The following is a 20,613-nucleotide window of genomic DNA, read 5'->3' as shown; positions in this document are numbered from 1 at the left end:
TTACGCCTGGTCTGACCCGTGCCCGTGCTCGCCGATGCCATCGGTCGGGAACTCGGGGTCGTGGCCGTCTGTGTGCTCCTCAGACGTGTGCCCTTCGTCCGCGCCCGCCGTCGACTCGTTCATGCCGAGCTCGTCCTCCGCGAGACCGAGCACGTGGTGATCGTCGACGGAGTCGTGGGACTCGTCCTCGTCGCCGTCCGACGTCGCGGACTCGCCGCCGGCGTGCGGCTCACCCGACTCGATCTCAGTGGCCTCGTCCTCAGCGACCTCGCCCTCATTCGGCTCGGCGCCGGTCGGCGCTGCCGCCGCCGCCCGGGCACGGCGTTCCTCGAGCTCGCGCCGCTCCTCTTCCTCGTCGTAGCCGAGGTCCACGATCTCGGGCTCCTCGTAGTCGCCCACTCCCAGCGCCTCTTCGGCCACTCCGATCTGGCGGTACCACTTGGCAGCTTCGGGAGCACGACCCGCGGCCGACAGCGCGTCGGCGTAGGCCTCGAACAGGCGCGGGCTGAAGGAGAAGGCCCGGTTGATGTCGAGCTGCGGGATCTCGAGCTCCTTGACCGCCGCAGCGAAATCGCCCATGTCGGACCGCGCACCGGAGGCGACAATGGCCAGCTCCGCCTTGCCCGCGTTGTCCAGCATCTCCTTCTCGTCGGACTGCACGAGCTCGAGCGCCTTCTCGGGGCGCCCGAGACCTCGTTCGCAGTCGGCCATGTGAGCCAGGTGGATGCTCGAGCCGGTGATTCGGCGGAACGTACGGAACTCGCGGAGCGCGTCGTCATAGTGACCCGCTGCATAGGCCGTCATTCCCACGGCCTCGCGGACAGCGCCGATGCGGCCACCGCGGCGGCTCGCCGCGAGGGCATGCTGGAACGCAGCCTCGGGGTCGCTGTCGATCAGGCGGCCGGCCATGACGAGGTGCTTCGAGACCCACTCGCTGTTGTTGCCCTCGAGCGTGCGCAGCTGGCCCATCGTCGTGCGATCGAGTTCGCGGCCCGTCACATCAGGGTCGATCTCAGGCGACCGCTCGCGGTCGACGCGGTTCGAGACGCGCAGATCCGCGGCATTGTGCTGCGGGGCGCGCTCCTCGCGCGGGGGGCGATCGCCGTACGGACGTCGCTCACCGCGGTCGTCGCGGTTGAAGCTGCGCGGGGCACGGTCATCACGCTGCGGGCGATCGCCGTACGGGCGTCGCTCACCACGGTCGTCACGGTTGAAGCTGCGCGGGGCACGGTCATCACGCTGGGGACGATCGCCGAACGGACGGCGCTCACCACGGTCGTCACGCTGGAACGGACGACGCTCACCGTCACGCTGGGGGCGATCGCCATAGGGGCGTCGCTCACCGTCACGCTGCGGACGATCACCGAACGGACGGCGCTCACCACGGTCGTCACGCTGGAAGGGGCGCCGCTCACCGTCGCGCTGGGGGCGATCGCCATAGGGACGGCGCTCACCGCGGTCGTCACGGTTGAAGGTCCGCGGGGCACGGTCATCACGCTGCGGGCGATCGCCGTACGGGCGTCGCTCACCACGGTCGTCACGGTTGAAGCTGCGCGGGGCACGGTCATCACGCTGGGGACGATCGCCGAACGGACGGCGCTCACCACGGTCGTCACGCTGGAACGGACGACGCTCACCGTCACGCTGGGGACGATCGCCATAGGGGCGTCGCTCACCGTCACGCTGCGGACGATCACCGAACGGACGGCGCTCACCACGGTCATCGCGCTGGAAGGGGCGCCGCTCACCGTCGCGCTGGGGGCGATCGCCATAGGGACGGCGCTCACCGCGGTCGTCACGGTTGAAGCTGCGCGGGGCACGGTCATCACGCTGCGGGCGATCACCGAACGGACGGCGCTCACCACGGTCGTCACGCTGGAACGGACGACGCTCACCGTCACGCTGGGGACGATCACCGAAGGGGCGTCGCTCACCACGCTCGTCGCGGTTGAAGCTGCGCGGGGCACGGTCATCACGCTGCGGGCGCTCGCCACGGTCGTCACGCTGGAACGGACGACGCTCACCGTCACGTTGCGGACGATCACCGTACGGACGACGCTCACCCGAAGGACCGCCCTGCTGCTGATCGTCGTTGTTGCGATCGCGGAATCCTCGAGGACGGCCTCCGGAGCCACTCGTGCCCCGGAACGGACCACTGAAGCGATCAGACCCCCGGCCGCCCGAACCTCCGCGGGGCCCGTTGAAACCCCGTCCTCCGGGACCGCGTCCGTTCTGCTCTGCCATGGTGGCTCCTCTTTCCTGGATTCCTTTGATCAGCGGCACTGGCCGCGTCTCGTCACTATGCGTTTGGCTGCCAGGGATTCCTGGCCTGTTTGACATCAAGTCTACGTGGACCACATCGTCATGGCCCGGGGAGTGGCACTCGCCACCAGCACGATCACGGTGCTTAAGCGGGAACGGGCCCCACGTGGTGGGGCCCGTTCTGCCTTGAATGGTTGTCCGGCGGTGTCCTACTCTCCCACACCCTGGCGGGTGCAGTACCATCGGCGCTGTGGGTCTTAGCTTCCGGGTTCGGGATGGGTCCGGGCGTTTCCCCCACGCTGTGGCCGCCGTAACCCTTGCTCCGCGCGCCCCCGGGTGTGGGGGTGGGGAAGTGTGTGGTCACGGTGTTCCGTGAGTCGTTGTTCGGTTGTGGTGTTCTGCTGTGGCTGGTTCCCTGGGGTTTGTTGTCTGGGGACCGTATGGTGGACGCGTAGCATGGTTTCGTTCCCGCACCCGGGCCGCCCTTTTGGGGGTGGTGGGTGTGGTGGTGTTGAGGTTGTCGGCCTATTAGTACCGGTCGGCTTCGACAGTCTTCAGTCCTGTCTTCCACGTCCGGCCTATCAACCCAGTGGTCTGCTGGGGGCCTCTCCCACCTTGCGGTGGATGGAGATCTCATCTTGAAGCGGGCTTCCCGCTTAGATGCTTTCAGCGGTTATCCCATCCGAACGTAGCCAACCAGCCGTGCACCTGGCGGTACAACTGGCACACCAGAGGTTCGTCCGTCCCGGTCCTCTCGTACTGAGGACAGCCCTTCTCAGATCTCCTGCGCGCGCAGCGGATAGGGACCGAACTGTCTCACGACGTTCTAAACCCAGCTCGCGTACCGCTTTAATGGGCGAACAGCCCAACCCTTGGGACCTACTCCAGCCCCAGGATGCGACGAGCCGACATCGAGGTGCCAAACCATGCCGTCGATATGGACTCTTGGGCAAGATCAGCCTGTTATCCCCGAGGTACCTTTTATCCGTTGAGCGACGGCCCTTCCACGAGGTGCCGCCGGATCACTAGTCCCGACTTTCGTCCCTGCTCGACATGTCTGTCTCACAGTCAAGCCCCCTTGTGCACTTGCACTCGCCACCTGGTTGCCGACCAGGCTGAGGGGACCTTTGGGCGCCTCCGTTACTCTTTGGGAGGCAACCGCCCCAGTTAAACTACCCGTCAGGCACTGTCCCTGGCCCGGATCACGGGCCGAGGTTCAGGTGTCCAAAGCGACCAGAGTGGTATTTCAACGATGACTCCACGGGCACTGGCGTGCCCCCTTCACAGTCTCCCACCTATCCTACACAAGCCGCTCCGAACACCAATACCAAACTATAGTGAAGGTCTCGGGGTCTTTCCGTCCTGCTGCGCGTAACGAGCATCTTTACTCGTAGTGCAATTTCGCCGAGTTCACGGTCGAGACAGCGGGGAAGTCGTTACTCCATTCGTGCAGGTCGGAACTTACCCGACAAGGAATTTCGCTACCTTAGGATGGTTATAGTTACCACCGCCGTTTACTGGGGCTTGAATTCTCCGCTTCGCCTCGCGGCTGACGGGTCCTCTTAACCTTCCAGCACCGGGCAGGAGTCAGTCCGTATACATCGTCTTGCGACTTCGCACGGACCTGTGTTTTTAGTAAACAGTCGCTTCCCCCTGGTCTCTGCGACCTAGGCCCCTTCCCCGCAGCGCGTGCGGATGTGGGCCCGGGTCCCCCTTCTCCCGAAGTTACGGGGGCATTTTGCCGAGTTCCTTGACCGTGATTCTCTCGATCGCCTTGGTATTCTCTACCTGATCACCTGTGTCGGTTTGGGGTACGGGCGGCTGGGACCTCGCGTCGATGCTTTTCTAGGCAGCATAGGATCACCCGATCCCCCCGTGAGGGGGTCCCGTCGGATCTCAGGCTTCGTGCGCGGCGGATTTGCCGGCCGCGCGCCCTACATCCTTGGACCAGGTCTACCATCGCCTGGCCGGGCTGCCTTCCTGCGTCACACCTGTTAATACGCTTGCCTCGCAGCTCTGGTCCCCGCGCTCCCCCCACAGTGCGCCTCCCGAAGGAGGCACGGCGTGGGGCTCGGGCGGTCAGCATCGGCTGTCCGGCATGGGCGGTCCTTCGCCGGTACGGGAATATCGACCCGTTGTCCATCGACTACGCCTGTCGGCCTCGCCTTAGGTCCCGACTTACCCAGGGCAGATGAGCTTGACCCTGGAACCCTTGATCATCCGGCGGACGGGTTTCCCACCCGTCTTTCGCTACTCATGCCTGCATTCTCACTCGTGCGGCCTCCACCCCTGGATCACTCCGGGGCTTCACTGCCCGCACGACGCTCCCCTACCCAGCCCCACCCCTGAACCATGACGGCTTGGGTATCGTGGGACTGCCACGGCTTCGGCGGTGTGCTTGAGCCCCGCTACATTGTCGGCGCGGAATCACTTGACCAGTGAGCTATTACGCACTCTTTCAAGGGTGGCTGCTTCTAAGCCAACCTCCTGGTTGTCTTCGCAACTCCACATCCTTTCCCACTTAGCACACGCTTGGGGGCCTTAACCGGTGGTCTGGGCTGTTTCCCTCTCGACTACGAAGCTTATCCCCCGCAGTCTCACTGCTGCGCTCTCACTTGCCGGCATTCGGAGTTTGGCTGACGTCAGTAACCTTGTGGGGCCCATCGGCCATCCAGTAGCTCTACCTCCGGCAAGAAACACGCAACGCTGCACCTAAATGCATTTCGGGGAGAACCAGCTATCACGGAGTTTGATTGGCCTTTCACCCCTACCCACAGCTCATCCCCTCCATTTTCAACTGAAGTGGGTTCGGTCCTCCACGACGTCTTACCGTCGCTTCAACCTGGCCATGGGTAGATCACTCCGCTTCGGGTCCAGACCACGCCACTGAACGCCCTGTTCAGACTCGCTTTCGCTACGGCTCCCCCACACGGGTTAACCTCGCGACGTGGCACTGACTCGCAGGCTCATTCTTCAAAAGGCACGCCATCACGGGAGCAGGCCCGCTCTGACGGTTTGTAGGCGCACGGTTTCAGGTACTGTTTCACTCCCCTCCCGGGGTACTTTTCACCTTTCCCTCACGGTACTAGTCCGCTATCGGTCATCGGGTAGTATTCAGGCTTATCAGGTGGTCCTGACAGATTCACACGGGATTCCTCGGGCCCCGTGCTACTTGGGGACACTCGCAAGGGCGGCAGCTGGCATTGCGGCTACGGGACTCACACCCTCTCCGGCCGGCCGTTCAAGACCGTTCGCCTACACCACTGCACCACACCCCCGACCGCCGGCAGACAGTCGAAGCAAGGCCCCACAACCCCATGCGCGCAACCCCTGCCGGGTATCACACACGCACGGTTTGGCCCCATCCGCGTTCGCTCGCCACTACTGACGGAATCACTGTTGTTTTCTCTTCCTGCGGGTACTGAGATGTTTCACTTCCCCGCGTTCCCTCCACACCGTCTATGCGTTCAACGGCGGGTCACCGCATCAAGTGCGGCGGGGTTCCCCCATTCGGAGACCCTGGGATCAAAGTCCGGTTATCGACTCCCCCAGGCCTATCGCGGATTCCCACGTCCTTCATCGGCTCCCGATGCCAAGGCATCCACCGTGCGCCCTTGGAAACTTCAACACGCAAAGAAACCAAGGACACACACACGCCACAAACGGCGCGCACGCTGTCCTACAGCAAAAAAATAAATCCGTCTCGAAAGACGAAATTGCTAGATGCTCGCGTCCACTATACAGTTCTCAAACAACAACCCCCACAACCCCCACACACCGCCGAACAGGCGGCTGCCAGGGGAAGGCGGGCACCACACACCCCCCACACCCGGCACCCCCGCCCCCACCAGCCACCCCACAACAAGGGGGGACAGGAGGAGGACGGCAGGGGCCGGGAAGGAGGGCGCGGGGACTGCTGTCCCAGGACCCAACAGTGTGCCAAGGACCCCACCCCTGCGCAACAGCACCCCCGGCGTTCCAGCACCAGCACCCCCCAAGAGGGGGCCGGAGCGTACTTGCCCGGGGCACCGCGCACAGGGCACGGGCCACGAATCCTGCCGATGTTCCACCCATGAGCACCCGCCGCACCACGAACGGGCACGAAACGGGCTCTCGCCTGGCACCACCGGCACCAGCCCATGCAGGCCGGCACCGAACAGTGCGAGGGGCTCCTTAGAAAGGAGGTGATCCAGCCGCACCTTCCGGTACGGCTACCTTGTTACGACTTAGTCCCAATCGCCAGTCCCACCTTCGACGGCTCCCCCCCACAAGGGGTTGGGCCACCGGCTTCGGGTGTTACCGACTTTCGTGACTTGACGGGCGGTGTGTACAAGGCCCGGGAACGTATTCACCGCAGCGTTGCTGATCTGCGATTACTAGCGACTCCGACTTCATGGGGTCGAGTTGCAGACCCCAATCCGAACTGAGACCGGCTTTCTGGGATTGGCTCCACCTCACAGTATCGCAACCCTTTGTACCGGCCATTGTAGCATGCGTGAAGCCCAAGACATAAGGGGCATGATGATTTGACGTCGTCCCCACCTTCCTCCGAGTTGACCCCGGCAGTCTCCCATGAGTCCCCACCCGAAGTGCTGGCAACATGGAACGAGGGTTGCGCTCGTTGCGGGACTTAACCCAACATCTCACGACACGAGCTGACGACAACCATGCACCACCTGTGAACCGGCCCCGAAGGGAAGCCCCATCTCTGGGACCGTCCGGCACATGTCAAGCCTTGGTAAGGTTCTTCGCGTTGCATCGAATTAATCCGCATGCTCCGCCGCTTGTGCGGGCCCCCGTCAATTCCTTTGAGTTTTAGCCTTGCGGCCGTACTCCCCAGGCGGGGCACTTAATGCGTTAGCTGCGGCGCGGAAACCGTGGAATGGCCCCCACACCTAGTGCCCAACGTTTACGGCATGGACTACCAGGGTATCTAATCCTGTTCGCTCCCCATGCTTTCGCTCCTCAGCGTCAGTAACAGCCCAGAGACCTGCCTTCGCCATCGGTGTTCCTCCTGATATCTGCGCATTTCACCGCTACACCAGGAATTCCAGTCTCCCCTACTGCACTCCAGCCTGCCCGTACCCACTGCAGACCCGGGGTTGAGCCCCGGGCTTTCACAGCAGACGCGACAAGCCGCCTACGAGCTCTTTACGCCCAATAATTCCGGATAACGCTCGCGCCCTACGTATTACCGCGGCTGCTGGCACGTAGTTAGCCGGCGCTTCTTCTGCAGGTACCGTCACTTGCGCTTCTTCCCTGCTGAAAGGGGTTTACAACCCGAAGGCCGTCATCCCCCACGCGGCGTCGCTGCATCAGGCTTCCGCCCATTGTGCAATATTCCCCACTGCTGCCTCCCGTAGGAGTCTGGGCCGTGTCTCAGTCCCAGTGTGGCCGGTCACCCTCTCAGGCCGGCTACCCGTCGTCGCCTTGGTAGGCCATCACCCCACCAACAAGCTGATAGGCCGCGAGCCCATCCAAGACCGCACAAGGCTTTCCACCCCCCACCATGCGGCAAAGGGGTCATATCCGGTATTAGACCCAGTTTCCCAGGCTTATCCCAGAGTCAAGGGCAGGTTGCTCACGTGTTACTCACCCGTTCGCCACTAATCAGCCCAGCAAGCTGGGCATCATCGTTCGACTTGCATGTGTTAAGCACGCCGCCAGCGTTCATCCTGAGCCAGGATCAAACTCTCCGTCAAAAAACACGCCGACCCGGCACCCCAGGAAAATAAGGCAGCCAGGCCGACAGAAAATGATCCGGCATCAACACCCGGCACCACACCACAGGAGCGGCACAGCACCGGGCAAAAGACACCAAAAAAACGGCATCAACAAAACTTGGCACACTATTGAGTTCTCAAACAACAGGCCCCCAGGTAACGCGCTAGGCCATTTCAGCCGCGCACTTCCCTGAAGCACGATCCACAACTTTACCGATTTCCGACCGCAGAAGCAAATCCGCGTTTTATCCGAAACCTGCCCCGAGGCGCTGCAGAAGCGCCGGAATTCCGGCGATCCGAGCATTTCTCGGCTAAGTTGTTGGGGATTCTGTCCCCGCCCTGCGGCGGCGACTCGGACTACATTACCCCCTGCTCCGCGTGCGTGCAAGTTGACCTCACCGGTGCCCGGCCGGCCGTACCAAGTGGGCGCAAGGGGCGGGGGCGCGGTCAGTCTTCGGCGTCGAGTGACCAGCTGCGCAGGCGTCGCAGGAGTGTGCGCTTCTTGCTCATGTGCGCCTGCATCCGCGTGAGGATCCCCGCGAGGAAGCCGATGGCTTCGACAATGAAGGGTCCCTTGTTGAGCATGACGCATTCGGCCCGGTCGGCCATCGCGGCGTCAGTCACCTCTGCACGACTCGGAAGCCCAGTCCGCGCCATGGTGTCCAGGACCTGGGTGGCCCAGATGACAGGCACGTGCGCGGCCTCGCAGATCCACAGGATCTGTTCTTGAACCTCGGCCAGGCGCTCAAAGCCTGCCTCGACGGCGAGGTCGCCTCTCGCAATCATCACGCCGAGGTCCGGCGTCTGCATGGCTGCGAGGAGGATCTGGGGAAGGTTCTCGAAGGCCTCGACGGTCTCGATCTTCAGCACGATACCGAGGTCCTGACGGCCGCGGGCCCGCACGGCGTCGAGGAGCGCGATCACGTCCCCCGCGGTGCGGACGAATGAGGCATTGACCATGTCCGCGTGGCGAACCACGTGATCCAGCGCGGCAAGATCGTCCGTCGTGAGGGCGCGCACGCTCAGTTCGCTGTCCGGGAAGTTGATGCCCTTTTCGGCACGCAGACGCACGCCGTTGACGCCGGCAGTGAGCACATCAACCGTCATCGCCTCGGCGGTGACAGTGCGGACGACGCCGCCGATCTTGCCATCGTCGAGCCACACCCGATCGCCCGGCCGGACGTCGTCGAAGGCCTGCGGAAGGGAGCAGCCGATGCGGTGGGGTCCACCGGTGACCACGGGACCCGGCTCCATGGATCGCGTGAGCACGACCTGCTCCCCTGCCCGCACAAGATGGGCGCCGGGCAGTGCAGGAATCGTCCCAATGCGGGCCGAGCGGTGACCATGGCTCCGCAGACGGAGGCCAGTGGCGAAGTAGACGGTCTTGTCCGTCATGGCCTCTACCCACCCGTCGCGTCCGTGGACCACCGACAGGCGCCTGCGCGCACCACTCGCGTCGATGAGGCTGACCGAACCGCCCGTTCGCAGGGAAGCGAGCCAGTCCGCGTCGTCGATCGGTAGGCGCGGGAGGCCCTCGGGCACGTCGACGCCGCCCTGCGCGGCAGGCACTAGCGCGAGGCGGGACGGCTCGACGACGACGCCTGTCGCCGAGCGCTTCGGCCGGACCTTCAGCACTTCGGGACCGGGGGCCACCGGGCCCGTGCGCAGCTTGGGCCCGGCGAGGTCCATGGAGATGCGGCAGTCCCCGCCCCCGGCGGCGGTCCGGACATTCGCTGCCATCGCTGCCCAGGCCCGCGGGCCGTCGTGGGCACAGTTGATCCGGGCGACATCCATGCCTGCGTCCATCATGCGCGCCACCAGGCCCGCGTCCGTCGCCGCCTCGGACGGGAAGGTGACCATGATGCGCGAGACGCGATGCCCGGGCTGGGGGCCGAGCAGGGAGGCAGCGTTGGCATCAAGCCGGCGTGGGCCCGCGGTCAGGTCCGGGCGGCGCTGTATCGGCACGTCGCGCCGGCCGCACAGGAGCGCGAGCGCGATGGACACTGCTTCGAGGTTGGCCTCGACACGTGCTTCAATACGGCCCATCGAGGAGAGGCCGAACGATGCGAGGCGCATCTGGAGGTCTCTGATGTCGCGGCCTCTCAGGGCGACGTACTGGACGAGGTTGGCGGCGCTGTCCCGGTGGCGCGGGTGTACCGAGGCGATCACGGACGCATGCGCTGCCTCGGCTGCGCGCGCCACGTCCAGAAGCCCGAGGACCTCGTCGAGCAGGAGGCCGAGTTCTGAGAGGATCTCGGGTGACAGGCGTGGAGCGGGCCCGTCCGAGGCCGTCAAAGGCCCGGAGTCGCCTTCCTGCACCCGCTCGGTCATGTGTCTACCATGCCACGCAGCCTCCGTCTTGGAGGACGGAGGCGGCTGATGTGAGCAAGAGTTCATCTGCCGGTCACCCGGCAGGCGGCCTCAGCCCTCGAGGACAGCGGTCGCGAGGTTCTTCTTGCCCCGGCGGACGAGGAAGTACTTCCCATGCAGGGCATCCTCAGCGGCGACGATCGCCTCTGGGTCAGTGATCTTCGCATTGTTCACGTAGGCGCCGCCTTCGCCCACGGTGCGACGCGCGGCGGACTTGCTCTCAGCGAGGCCCGTGGCGATGAGAAGCTCGACGATCCCGAGCTGCGCGGGCGTCACGGCCGCCGTCGTGAGCTCTGCGGTCGCGGCGGAGAGCGTGCCCTCGTCGAGGACGTCGAGGTCGCCGTTGCCGAAGAGCGCGGCCGAGGCTGCGATGACCTTTTCCGTTGCCTCGACGCCGTGCACGAGGGATGTCACCTCGCATGCGAGACGACGCTGCGCCTCTCGGGCGAAGGGACGTTCCCTGACGGCGGTCTCAAGCTCCTCGATCTCGGCGCGCGTGAGGAACGTGAAGACCTTGAGCCGGTCGACCACATCGGCGTCCGTGGCGTTGAGCCAGAACTGGTAGAACGAGTACGGCGAGCACATCGCGGCGTCGAGCCAGATGGCGTTGCCTTCGCTCTTTCCGAACTTGGTGCCATCGGAGTTCGTGATGAGGGGTGTGCCGAGCGCGTGGACGGTCTTCCCCTCGACCTTGCGGATCAGCTCGGTGCCGCTCGTGAGGTTGCCCCACTGGTCGGAGCCGCCTGTCTCGAGCACGCAGCCGTACTGGCGGTACAGCTCGAGGTAGTCCATGCCCTGGAGAATCTGGTAGCTGAATTCGGTGTACGAGATACCCTCGTCCGAGTTCAGCCGCGAGGCCACGGCGTCCTTCCTCAGCATCGTTCCGACGCGAAAGTGCTTGCCGACCTCGCGGAGGAAGTCGATCGCGGACATCGGCGCGGTCCAGTCGAGATTGTTCACGATCCGGGCGGTGTTCTCGCCCTCGAACGAGAGGAAACGGCTCACTTGAGCCCTCAGGTAGCCGACCCATTCGGCAACCGTGTCCTTCGTATTGAGGGTGCGCTCCGCCGTGGGGCGGGGATCGCCGATGAGCCCAGTGGAGCCGCCGACGAGTCCGAGCGGCCTGTGGCCCGCGAGCTGGAGCCTACGCAGCACGAGGAGCTGGACCAGATTGCCGAGGTGGAGGCTCGGGGCAGTCGGGTCGAAGCCGCAGTAATAGGTGATCGGGTCTCCAGCGAGAAGCTCCTCGAGCTCCGTCTCGTCCGTCGAGACGTGGACGAGTCCACGCCACACGAGTTCCTGCCAGATGTTGGGGAAGCTCGGATCGTTCTTCTGGGCGTCGAGGATTGCTGTCTGCGGCACGGCTTCTACGGTATCAGTCACGCGCCCGCCGCCACCTGCCCGATCCCGGCGGGGAGGGGCCCCTCGGAGATGAGCCTGAGGCGCTGTGTGGGGCGCGTCATCGCCACGTACAGGTCACCCACCTTGCCGTGCTCATGGTCCAGCAGGGCCGATGGTTCGAGGACCACGACGACGTCGAACTCGAGGCCCTTCGCCTCCCGGGGATCGAGCACCACGATGTCCTGCTCGAAGCTTCCGGCGCCGCTGCCCACGCGCTTCCCGTACGCCGCGCGGAGGGCCTCGCGGGCCGTGCGCACGAGGGGACCGTTCGCGATGACGGCGACCAGTCCGCCGTCGGCCGCCTCGAGCTCTCCCGGGAGGACCTCGAGGAGGCGCCGGACCACAGCGCTGCTGCCGTCGCCGTGCCCGGCAGTGCCGTCCGCGGCGGGGGTCACGCGTTCGACGATCGGATCCCAGCGGCCCTCGCGAACGGCCTTGGGCGTCGACACGACGAGTCCGGCGGCAGCCGCCATGCGCGTCGCGGCCTCCGTGATCTGGCTCGGCGTGCGGTAGTTGACGGTGAGCTCCTCGAGCGTCCAGCGGTCGCCGAAGAACGGACGCAGTGCCCTCCCCCACGACGACGCTCCGGCCGCCGCGGACGTCTGGGCGATGTCGCCCACGATCGTGAAGGACTTGACCGGGCAGCGGCGCACGAGCAGGCGCCACTGCATGTAGGACAGTTCCTGCGCCTCGTCGACGATGATGTGCCCGTACGCCCAGGTGCGGTCGCCGACGGCGCGCTCGGCCGCCGTCATGCGCGTTTCCTGCTCCTGCTGGAACGCGACGAGTTCCTCCGCACCCACCACTCCGTCGATGCCCTGGTCGCGCAGGGACGCGTCGATGTTCGCGAGGGTCTGCTGGGCGTTCTCGAGGTCCCGGCGACGCTCCGACTCGCGCCGGGCCGCCTCGTGCCCTGTGCTTGCGTCGAGCTCGCCGAGCAGCTCAGCGGCCTCATCGAGGAGCGGGACGTCCGCCTCGGTCCAGGGCGCATCGACGGGGCGGCGCAGGAGGTCGCGCTCCTCTTCGGTGAAGCCGGCCGCCACAGAGTCCAGGATGCTGCGCCGGCCGAAGAGCTCCGAGACGAGCTTCTCCGCCGTCATCGGCATCCAGCACAGGTTCACGGCGACTCGCACGTCGCGGGACTGGCGTACGTCCTCGGCAAGGTAGGACCGGTCGGTCGTGTTGCCCGAGCCGCTCGCCTCGACCTTGGACTGGAGCTGCTCCGTGAGCTCGCGCAGCAGGATCTTGACGAACGTGTTGCGCGCCTCGTTGTACGGCTTGCCGGTTGCCCGGGCCTTGTCCCGGGCGCGCCGCACCTGGCGGGGCGAGAGGAGGATCTTGTATCCCTCGACGTCGAGGATGCGCTCGGTGGCCGGGATGCGCTGCCGGTTCGCGACGGCGGCCGCGATGAGACCCACCATGCGCTGGCTGCCCTTGAGTGCGGCGACGCGTGCGTCCGCCTCGGGGACGCCGGTGATCCCGGGCATGAGGCGGCCGACGCTCGACATGACCACACCGGTCTCGCCGAGCGAGGGCAGGACCCGCTCGATGTACTTCATGAAGGACGACGACGGGCCTACGAGCAGCACACCGGCGCTCTTGAGGCGGTCGCGGTGCGAGTACAGAAGGTAGGCGGCCCGATGGAGGGCGACGGCGGTCTTGCCGGTGCCCGGTCCGCCCTGGACCACGAGGGCCCCGGACATGGGTGCGCGGATGATCCGGTCCTGCTCGGCCTGGATCGTGCTCACGATATCCGCCATGCGGCCCGTGCGCTTCGAGTTCAGCGCCGCGAGCAGCGCACCCTCGCCCTGATGGTGCGCCCCGCCGTCGGCGAGCATCTCCGCATCGAGGACGTCGTCCTCGATGGCCTTCACATCCCGGCCCTGCAGAATCAGGTGCCGGCGGCGCCGCACCCCTTGGCGGTCGAACGCCGTGGCCTGGTAGAAGTGGCTCGCCTCGGGGGCGCGCCAATCCACCATGAGACGGCGCAGATCCTCCGTGCTGAGCCCGATGCGCCCGATGTACTGGGACTCGCCGCCGTCGAGGTCGAGTCGGCCGAAGACCAGCCGGTCCTCGACGGCATCGAGCTGGGCGAGCCGGTCCTCATACATCGCGGCGAACGCGTCACGCTCCGAAATGTTCTGGATCGAGCCGATCGCGCCGGCTTTCCGGACCGCCGCGAGCTGAGTGCGCTTTTCCTCGCGCAGTTCGTCGAGTCTCGTGTAGAGACCCTTGACGTAGACCCGTTCATGGGCGAGATCGGCGTCGAGCATCCTTGCCTTCCCCTGTCAGAAAAGATTGACCGTCCATTCTACAGCGATTCCGGTGAACAGACGGAAACCCTGCAGGGAACACGACAGGGATCAGCCGCCGACGCACTGGAGCGAGTGGATCTCCTGCCCCGCGAGCGCAGCCCGACCCCCGAGTCCGTCGAGTTCGAGCACGACCCCGACGCCGACCACGGTCCCTCCGCTGCGGTTGACGAGCCGCACCGCCGCACCCACCGTGCCGCCCGTGGCGAGGACGTCGTCCAGGACCAGGACCCGTGCGCCCTGCGGGATATCGGTCGTGTGGACCTCGAGGGCGGCTGTGCCGTATTCGAGGGCGTATTCCTCGGTGAAGGTGGTGCGGGGAAGCTTGCCGGCCTTGCGGACCGTCAGGACGCCCGTGCCGGCCGCGTAGGCGGCCGCAGCAGCCAGGAGGAACCCGCGCGCCTCGATCCCGGCCACGAGGTCGAACCGGCCGAGGAAGGGAGCGATGATCGCGTCGACGATGGTCCGGAACCCCTCCGGATCGGCGAAGACGGGGGTGAGGTCCTTGAACGTGATCCCCGGTTTGGGATAGTCCGGCACCGTGGCGCACAACCGGTCCAGAACGTCCTCCACAGCCTGCTTCTCGGGTGCTGGGGTGCCCGCTCGGGCGGGGCTGAGGGGCGTCGTTTCGGGGCTCGGTTCATTCACAGGTCCACGTTACCGAAAGTTCACGTCCACATAGGCCGCGAGGGCGTATTCAGACGGGCTTCGGGGTGCTTCAATATCCGCATGCATCATGAGCTCACGCTCGCCGGGAACGGCGTCCGTCTGCTTCCGCTTTCGCCACTGCACGCGGAGCATCTCTTCCACCACATCGATGAAGGGCTGTGGTCCGGCATGGCCGCACGCCGCCCCGACTCGATCGAGGACCTCGCCGAGCTCTTCGCCGCGCGCCTCGAGGATCCTTCCACGCTGCCGTTCGCCGCGGCGGACGAGCTCACCGGTTCCCTCGTGGGCACCACGGGGCTCTACGACGTCGATGTGCGCCTCGGCCGCGCCGAGGTGGGCGGCACGTTCTTTGCCCGCCCTTATTGGGGAACGGGGATCAATGCGGCGACGAAGTTCCTCGTCCTCTCCCACGCGTTCGAGGATCTGGGCCTGAGCCGCGTCGCCTTCCGGGTGGACAGCCGGAATGGCCGCAGTGCCCAGGCCCTCCTCAAGCTGGGAGCCGTCCACGAGGGGACACTGCGCGCGTACCGCCCAGGGCACGACGGCGCGCGGGTGGACACCGATGTGTTCTCCGTGCTGACGGCAGAATGGCCGATGGTGCGCGCCCGGCTCCTGACCCGTCTCGCCCCGCGGGACTGCCCTGGAGAGCTCGCGCCGGGCGACGCCGCGTAGGCGCCCCCGGTGGTGCCACGTCCGCAATGCCCCACCGCCCACACCCCGCCGACCTGACAAGGCAACGCCTGTGATGCCTACCCGCGGGCGGGGCGCGGCTTGGCTGCGCGGTATGTCGAGACGCTCGGCTCGCCCGGGAGCCAGAAGCGCCAGAGATAGTCCGCCGAGCCTCCCTCACCCGCCACACCCACCCGGGGGCCTGACAGCACCCCGGCGGCCCGGTGGGCCGGTGGTTCAAGGCGGAAGGACGCGCCGTCGAGTGTCGCCCCGTTGTCGTCGCGGCCGATCGACAGCGCCTGCGCGAGGCGCGCTGGGCCCCGGGCAAGGTCGGCGTCCCTGCGAGCCGCCGAACGGCGGGAGCGCGCGAGATCGATGCCCTCCACGATCTCCCCGGCACGCAGGAGGCACCCCGACGAGCTCCCCGCCGGGCCGCAGACCACATTGGCGCAGAAGTGCATGCCGTACGTGAAGTAGACATAGAGGTGGCCCGGCGGACCCCACATCACCTCGTTGCGCGGCGTGCGGCCGTTGTAGGAGTGCGAGCCCGGGTCGGGGTGGTCCGAGTCGCGGTGCCCGCGGTACGCCTCGACCTCGGTGAGTCGAACGCCCACGGTGCCCTCCGGCGTCGTATGCGTGAGAACGGCGCCGAGGAGGTCCGGTGCCACGGCGACTGGGTCGCGCAGGAGCCATCGGACGAGGGTTTCGAAATCCATGCTCTACTGGATGGCCATGGCAGACGGCCAGGGCCCGATCCCGGGCAGGGGCACCGCCTCGCCGTCCTGCTCGGCGCGGACGGCGCCGTGCGAGACGGGCCGACCGGCGAGCCACGCCGCGAGGTCTTGGAGTCGACCCTCGAGCACGACGGCGTCGCTGCCGCCCCCGAGGCGTATCTCCTCCCCGGACGCCGGGCGCAGGACGAATTCCCGCGCCTCGGGCACGCGCGGCTCGAGGAAGCCCACAAGGTGCCGGCAGAACGCGTCAGACCACTCCTGCTGGGTGCAGCCCGTGCCGAGATCGCTGCGGTGGATGACGAGCTCGCGCCACAGCGCCAGCGCGGCGTCCCGTGCCACTCCACGGCGGAACCTCACCGGCGCGTCCCAGTCGGCCGGTTCGAGGTCCGCGAAGGCCGCGACGGACCGGTCGACGGCGGCGCCGGCTCGCTCGCGGTGGGTGACCGCGGCGCCCCCTGCATGGGCCTCGATGGCCGCATCGCGGGCGGGCATGCCACCGTCGTACAGGTCCGCCTGCTCGCGGCGGCGGGCGAGCTCGGCCTGGCGTGCAAGGGCGGAGGCGATCCCCTCGACGTGCGCGAACACGTGGCCGCGGGTCCAGCCGGCCAGCTCGGACGGAGTCGCGACGGACTCGTCGCTGAGCCGGGCCAGCTCGCTGTGGATGCCCTCGGCCGCGCCGCGGAGCGCTTCGAGGAGCTGTTCGTCGGTCTGCCCAGCGGCGTCGGTTCCCATGGGATTCAGCGTAGCTAATCAAGCCCCTCGAAGAGGTCGGTCAGGAGCGGGAGTCCGCGCTCCCGGGGCGGCCAGGCCTGGACGAAGTACTCACGGGACGCCGCGGACAGCCATGCCTCGCGGGTCATGTGCTCTTGGAAGAGCGCCAGCCGCTGGCTCCGGTGCTGTTCGATCCCGTCGACAACGCGGCCGGCGACCGTGCGTGTATCGACGCGCATGTCGATGAGCTCGTCCGCGATGCCCCGGAAGTGGTACACCTGCGTCGGGTCCCATGGCGGTATCCCGGCCCGCGCCCGCGCCCGGTTGATGGACTCCCATGTGGACAGCTTCATGCCCCAGTGGAGGAGCCTGCGGCACCCAGCACCGTTTCCTGCCAGGGCCGCGAACGCGGCATCGGTCGCGCGGCCCACCGCGATGTGGTCGGGGTGGCCCGTGAGCCCGTCGGGGCCGAAGGTGCACACGACGTCCGGGCGCTCCTCGGCCATGATCTCGAGGATGCGGCCCGTGAGCTCGGGATGGCCGACGTCGGCGACGCGGCCGTCGTCGTAGTCGAGCCACTCGCGGCGGTCCGGGACACGCCCGTGGGCGACCCACGCCAGGTGGTCCTCGGCCCGGCGTACGGATCCGAGCGTCTCGGGCGTCGCGGCGACACCCGGCGCGATCTGGCCGGCGGACCCGTCGGTCGCGAGGACGAGCACAAAGCGGAACGCCGGCTCATCGCCGTGGAGGGCGACGGAGCCGGCGACACCGAAGCTGTCGTCGTCGGGGTGGGCGACGACGAGCATGAGCGTGCGCTGGGGAAGCACACATCGATCATGCTCCCCCACGCACCCCAGCGGGAAGGACTCAGCCCGCGAAGCCCCGGGCGTCCTCGAGCTGCGCCTTGAGCGCTGCCAACTGGCGGGCGACGGCGGACGGCGCGGTGCCGCCCTGCGCGTCGCGGCTCGCGAGCGAGCCCTCCGTGGACAGCACGCTGCGGACCTCGGGCGTGAGCGCGGGGCTGATCGCCGCGTACTCCTCGTCGGTGAGGTCCCAGAGCTCGACGCCACGGGACTCGGCCTGCTTCACCGCGGCACCCGAGAGCTCGTGGGCCTCGCGGAATGGCACTCCCTGGCGGACGAGCCACTCGGCGATGTCGGTCGCGAGGGCGAAGCCCTGCGGGGCGAGGGCCGCCATCCGCTCGGTATTGAACGTGAGCGTCGCGATCATGCCCGAGACAGCCGGGAGCAGGAGCTCGAGGGTGTCCGCCGCGTCGAAGACCGGCTCCTTGTCCTCCTGCAGGTCGCGGTTGTACGCGAGCGGGAGGCCCTTGAGCGTCGCGAGGAGACCGGTGAGGTCGCCGATGAGGCGGCCCGCCTTGCCGCGCGCGAGCTCCGCGACGTCCGGGTTCTTCTTCTGCGGCATGATGCTCGAGCCGGTCGAATAGGCGTCGTCAAGTGCCACGAAGGAGAACTCCTTCGTGGCCCACAGGATGACCTCTTCCGAGACGCGGGAGAGGTCGACGCCGATCATCGCCGCGACCCACGCGAACTCGGCGAAGACGTCGCGCGAGGCGGTGCCGTCGATCGAGTTGTGCACGGCCGAGTCGAAACCGAGGTCCGCCGCGACGGCCTCTGGATCGAGTCCGAGGGACGAGCCCGCGAGCGCGCCCGAGCCATAGGGAGAGACCGCCGCGCGCTTGTCCCAGTCAGCGAGCCGCTGGACGTCCCGCGTCAGGGCCCACGCGTGGGCGAGCAGGTGGTGGCTGAGCAGCACGGGCTGGGCATGCTGGAGGTGCGTCCGCCCCGGCATGGCCGCGTTCGGATGCGCCTCGGCTTGGGCCACGAGCGCGTCGACCGTCGCGAGGACACCGCGGGCGATGAGGCGCGCGTGGTCCCTCAGGAACATGCGCCCCAGGGTCGCGACCTGGTCGTTGCGCGAACGGCCGGCGCGGAGCTTGCCGCCCAGATGCGCCCCCGCGCGCTCGATCAGGCCGCGCTCGAGGGAGCCGTGCACGTCCTCGTCGGACTCCGCCGCGACATAGGCGCCGGAGGCGACGTCCGCGTCGAGGCGGTCGAGCGCGTCGAGCATCCCGGCGAGCTCGGCGTCGTCGAGCAGGCCAGCACCGTGCAGGACGCGCGCGTGGGCGCGCGAGCCTGCGATGTCGTAGCGGGCCAGGCGCCAGTCGAAGTGGGTCGACTTGCTCAGCGCGGCGAGCGCGTCCGCCGGTCCCCCGGCGAAGCGGCCGCCCCAGAGCGCGCCCTCGTTGGTGGACGACGGCTGGTTCAGCGCAGTCGGAGCCTCACCGGGCCTCGACCCCGCGCCGCTGCGCTCAGCCACCGTTCACGCGCTGGTCACGGCCCGAGGCGACCTTGGACGACATGCCCCAGAGGTCGATGAAGCCCTTGGCGCTGGACTGGTCGAACGTGTCGCCCGTGTCGTAGGTCGCGAGGCTGAAGTCGTAGAGCGACGTATCCGAGCGGCGGCCGTTGACGACTGCGCTGCCGCCGTGCAGGACCATCCGGATATCGCCCGAGACGTACTTCTGGGAATCCTCGATGAACACGTCCAGGGCACGCTTGAGCGGGGAGAACCACTGGCCGTCGTAGACGAGCTCGCTCCAGCGCTGGCCCACCATGGCCTTGAAGCGGGCGTGCTCACGTTCGATCGTGACGTCTTCGAGGTGCTTGTGCGCGGTGATGAGCGCCATGGCGCCCGGGGCCTCGTAGATCTCGCGGCTCTTGATGCCGACGAGGCGGTCCTCGACGACGTCGATGCGGCCCACGCCCTGGGCGCCGGCGCGGCGGTTGAGCTCCTGGATGACCTGCAGCGGGGTCTTCGCGACGCCGTCGAGGGCCACGGGGACACCCTCCTTGAAGGTGATCGTCACTTCGTCCGGCGCCGGAGGGAACTCCGGGGTCGCCGTGTAGTCGTAGATGTCCTTGGTCGGGGCGTTCCAGATGTCCTCGAGGTAGCCCGTCTCGACGGCGCGGCCCCACACGTTCTGGTCGATCGAGTAGGGGTTCTTCTTGGTCGTGACGATCGGGAGGTGCTTCTCCTCCGCGTAGGCGATGGCCTTGTCGCGCGTGAGCGCGAGGTCGCGGACCGGGGCGATGCACTTGAGGTCAGGGCCGAGGGTCTGGATGCCGACCTCGAAGCGGACCTGGTCGTTGCCCTTGCCCGTGCAGCCGTGCGCCACGGTGGTCCCGCCGAACTCGCGGGCCGCCTTGACGAGGTGCTTGACGATCACCGGGCGGGAGATCGCGGAGACGAGCGGGTAGTGCCCCTGGTAGAGCGCGTTGGCCTTGAGGGTGGGCATGCAGTACTCGTCAGCGAACTCGTCGCGTGCGTCCGCGACATAGGCCTCGACGGCGCCGCACCCGAGCGCACGCTGGCGGATGGTCTCCATGTCCTCGCCGCCCTGCCCGACGTCGACGGCGACGGCGACGACCTCGGCGCCGGTAGCGTCGGCGATCCAGCCGATGGCGACGGACGTGTCCAGGCCGCCCGAATAGGCGAGGACGATGCGATCCTTCATGGTGTTCTCCTTCAAGACATCCACAGCAGAGCAGGGGCACGAACAGGTCGTATTGTTATGCATCAGTCTACATAGATATGCAATGCCGATCCACCGCATCGGCGAGCCTCACATCGTACCCCTGCCATGCGCCGTCGCGGCCGCCGACATCGCTTCTCAGGGCCCGTCGGCCGTAACCCAAGCACGTTTGTTATTCGCGGTTTGCTACTGTGCGGCGTGGCAGA

General features: G+C 67.1%; 12 protein-coding genes and 3 rRNA genes. 2 read left to right on the top strand and 13 right to left on the bottom strand.

Annotated elements, in window-relative coordinates; genetic code table 11:
• The gene (locus AB5L97_RS07865; RefSeq protein WP_369047102.1) at nt 1-999 is read right to left on the bottom strand and encodes a hypothetical protein; all 999 of its coding nucleotides are present in this window, start codon (nt 997-999) and stop codon (nt 1-3) included.
• Between the two features lie 66 nt (nt 1,000-1,065).
• Between AB5L97_RS07865 and AB5L97_RS07860 the strand changes: the two genes are divergently transcribed.
• Nucleotides 1,066-2,337: a hypothetical protein gene (locus AB5L97_RS07860; RefSeq protein ID WP_369047101.1), complete on the top strand. Its 1,272-nt coding sequence runs from the start codon at nt 1,066-1,068 to the stop codon at nt 2,335-2,337.
• A 121-nt stretch (nt 2,338-2,458) separates the two neighbouring features.
• Here AB5L97_RS07860 and rrf read toward each other — a convergent pair.
• From rrf to AB5L97_RS07825, 7 genes are all read right to left on the bottom strand, one after another.
• Nucleotides 2,459-2,575: ribosomal RNA gene (gene rrf, locus AB5L97_RS07855) — 5S ribosomal RNA — on the bottom strand.
• Between the two features lie 195 nt (nt 2,576-2,770).
• Nucleotides 2,771-5,890, bottom strand: a 23S ribosomal RNA gene (locus AB5L97_RS07850).
• Between the two features lie 549 nt (nt 5,891-6,439).
• Nucleotides 6,440-7,964, bottom strand: a 16S ribosomal RNA gene (locus tag AB5L97_RS07845).
• The 16S, 23S and 5S rRNA genes sit together here, the layout of an rRNA operon.
• Nucleotides 7,965-8,432: 468 nt before the next feature.
• Nucleotides 8,433-10,316: a pyruvate kinase gene (locus AB5L97_RS07840; RefSeq protein WP_369047100.1), complete on the bottom strand. Its 1,884-nt coding sequence runs from the start codon at nt 10,314-10,316 to the stop codon at nt 8,433-8,435.
• 90 nt (nt 10,317-10,406) lie between these two features.
• On the bottom strand, nt 10,407-11,717 hold the full coding sequence (tyrS, locus tag AB5L97_RS07835; RefSeq protein WP_369047099.1) for a tyrosine--tRNA ligase: 1,311 nt from the start codon (nt 11,715-11,717) through the stop codon (nt 10,407-10,409).
• 17 nt (nt 11,718-11,734) lie between these two features.
• Entirely contained in the window at nt 11,735-14,029 is a 2,295-nt protein-coding gene (locus AB5L97_RS07830) for a HelD family protein (protein WP_369047098.1), read from the bottom strand.
• A gap of 90 nt (nt 14,030-14,119) precedes the next feature.
• Nucleotides 14,120-14,641, bottom strand: coding sequence for an adenine phosphoribosyltransferase (locus AB5L97_RS07825; RefSeq protein ID WP_369047385.1), 522 nt, complete (start codon nt 14,639-14,641; stop codon nt 14,120-14,122).
• 156 nt (nt 14,642-14,797) lie between these two features.
• Between AB5L97_RS07825 and AB5L97_RS07820 the strand changes: the two genes are divergently transcribed.
• Complete coding sequence (locus AB5L97_RS07820) at nt 14,798-15,409, top strand: GNAT family N-acetyltransferase (RefSeq protein ID WP_307959024.1); 612 nt, start codon at nt 14,798-14,800, stop codon at nt 15,407-15,409.
• A 77-nt stretch (nt 15,410-15,486) separates the two neighbouring features.
• Here the strand turns inward: AB5L97_RS07820 and AB5L97_RS07815 are convergent, their stop codons facing one another.
• The 5 genes from AB5L97_RS07815 to AB5L97_RS07795 are packed head-to-tail and all read right to left on the bottom strand — an operon-like array spanning nt 15,487 to nt 20,389.
• Nucleotides 15,487-16,122, bottom strand: a complete 636-nt coding sequence (locus tag AB5L97_RS07815; RefSeq protein WP_307959023.1) for a DNA-3-methyladenine glycosylase — start codon at nt 16,120-16,122, stop codon at nt 15,487-15,489.
• 3 nt (nt 16,123-16,125) lie between these two features.
• The gene (locus AB5L97_RS07810) at nt 16,126-16,872 is read right to left on the bottom strand and encodes a maleylpyruvate isomerase family mycothiol-dependent enzyme (RefSeq protein ID WP_369047097.1); all 747 of its coding nucleotides are present in this window, start codon (nt 16,870-16,872) and stop codon (nt 16,126-16,128) included.
• Between the two features lie 14 nt (nt 16,873-16,886).
• Complete coding sequence (locus tag AB5L97_RS07805; protein WP_307959021.1) at nt 16,887-17,678, bottom strand: PIG-L deacetylase family protein; 792 nt, start codon at nt 17,676-17,678, stop codon at nt 16,887-16,889.
• 40 nt (nt 17,679-17,718) lie between these two features.
• Nucleotides 17,719-19,140, bottom strand: a complete 1,422-nt coding sequence (argH, locus tag AB5L97_RS07800; protein WP_307959038.1) for an argininosuccinate lyase — start codon at nt 19,138-19,140, stop codon at nt 17,719-17,721.
• Nucleotides 19,141-19,183: 43 nt separating this feature from the next.
• Complete coding sequence (locus AB5L97_RS07795; RefSeq protein WP_307959020.1) at nt 19,184-20,389, bottom strand: argininosuccinate synthase; 1,206 nt, start codon at nt 20,387-20,389, stop codon at nt 19,184-19,186.
• Nucleotides 20,390-20,613: the final 224 nt, after the last annotated feature.

Origin of the sequence: Sinomonas sp. P10A9, from assembly GCF_041022165.1 — a bacterium.
GTDB lineage: Bacteria > Actinomycetota > Actinomycetes > Actinomycetales > Micrococcaceae > Sinomonas > Sinomonas puerhi.
This window is presented reverse-complemented; position numbering and strand designations above follow the sequence as displayed.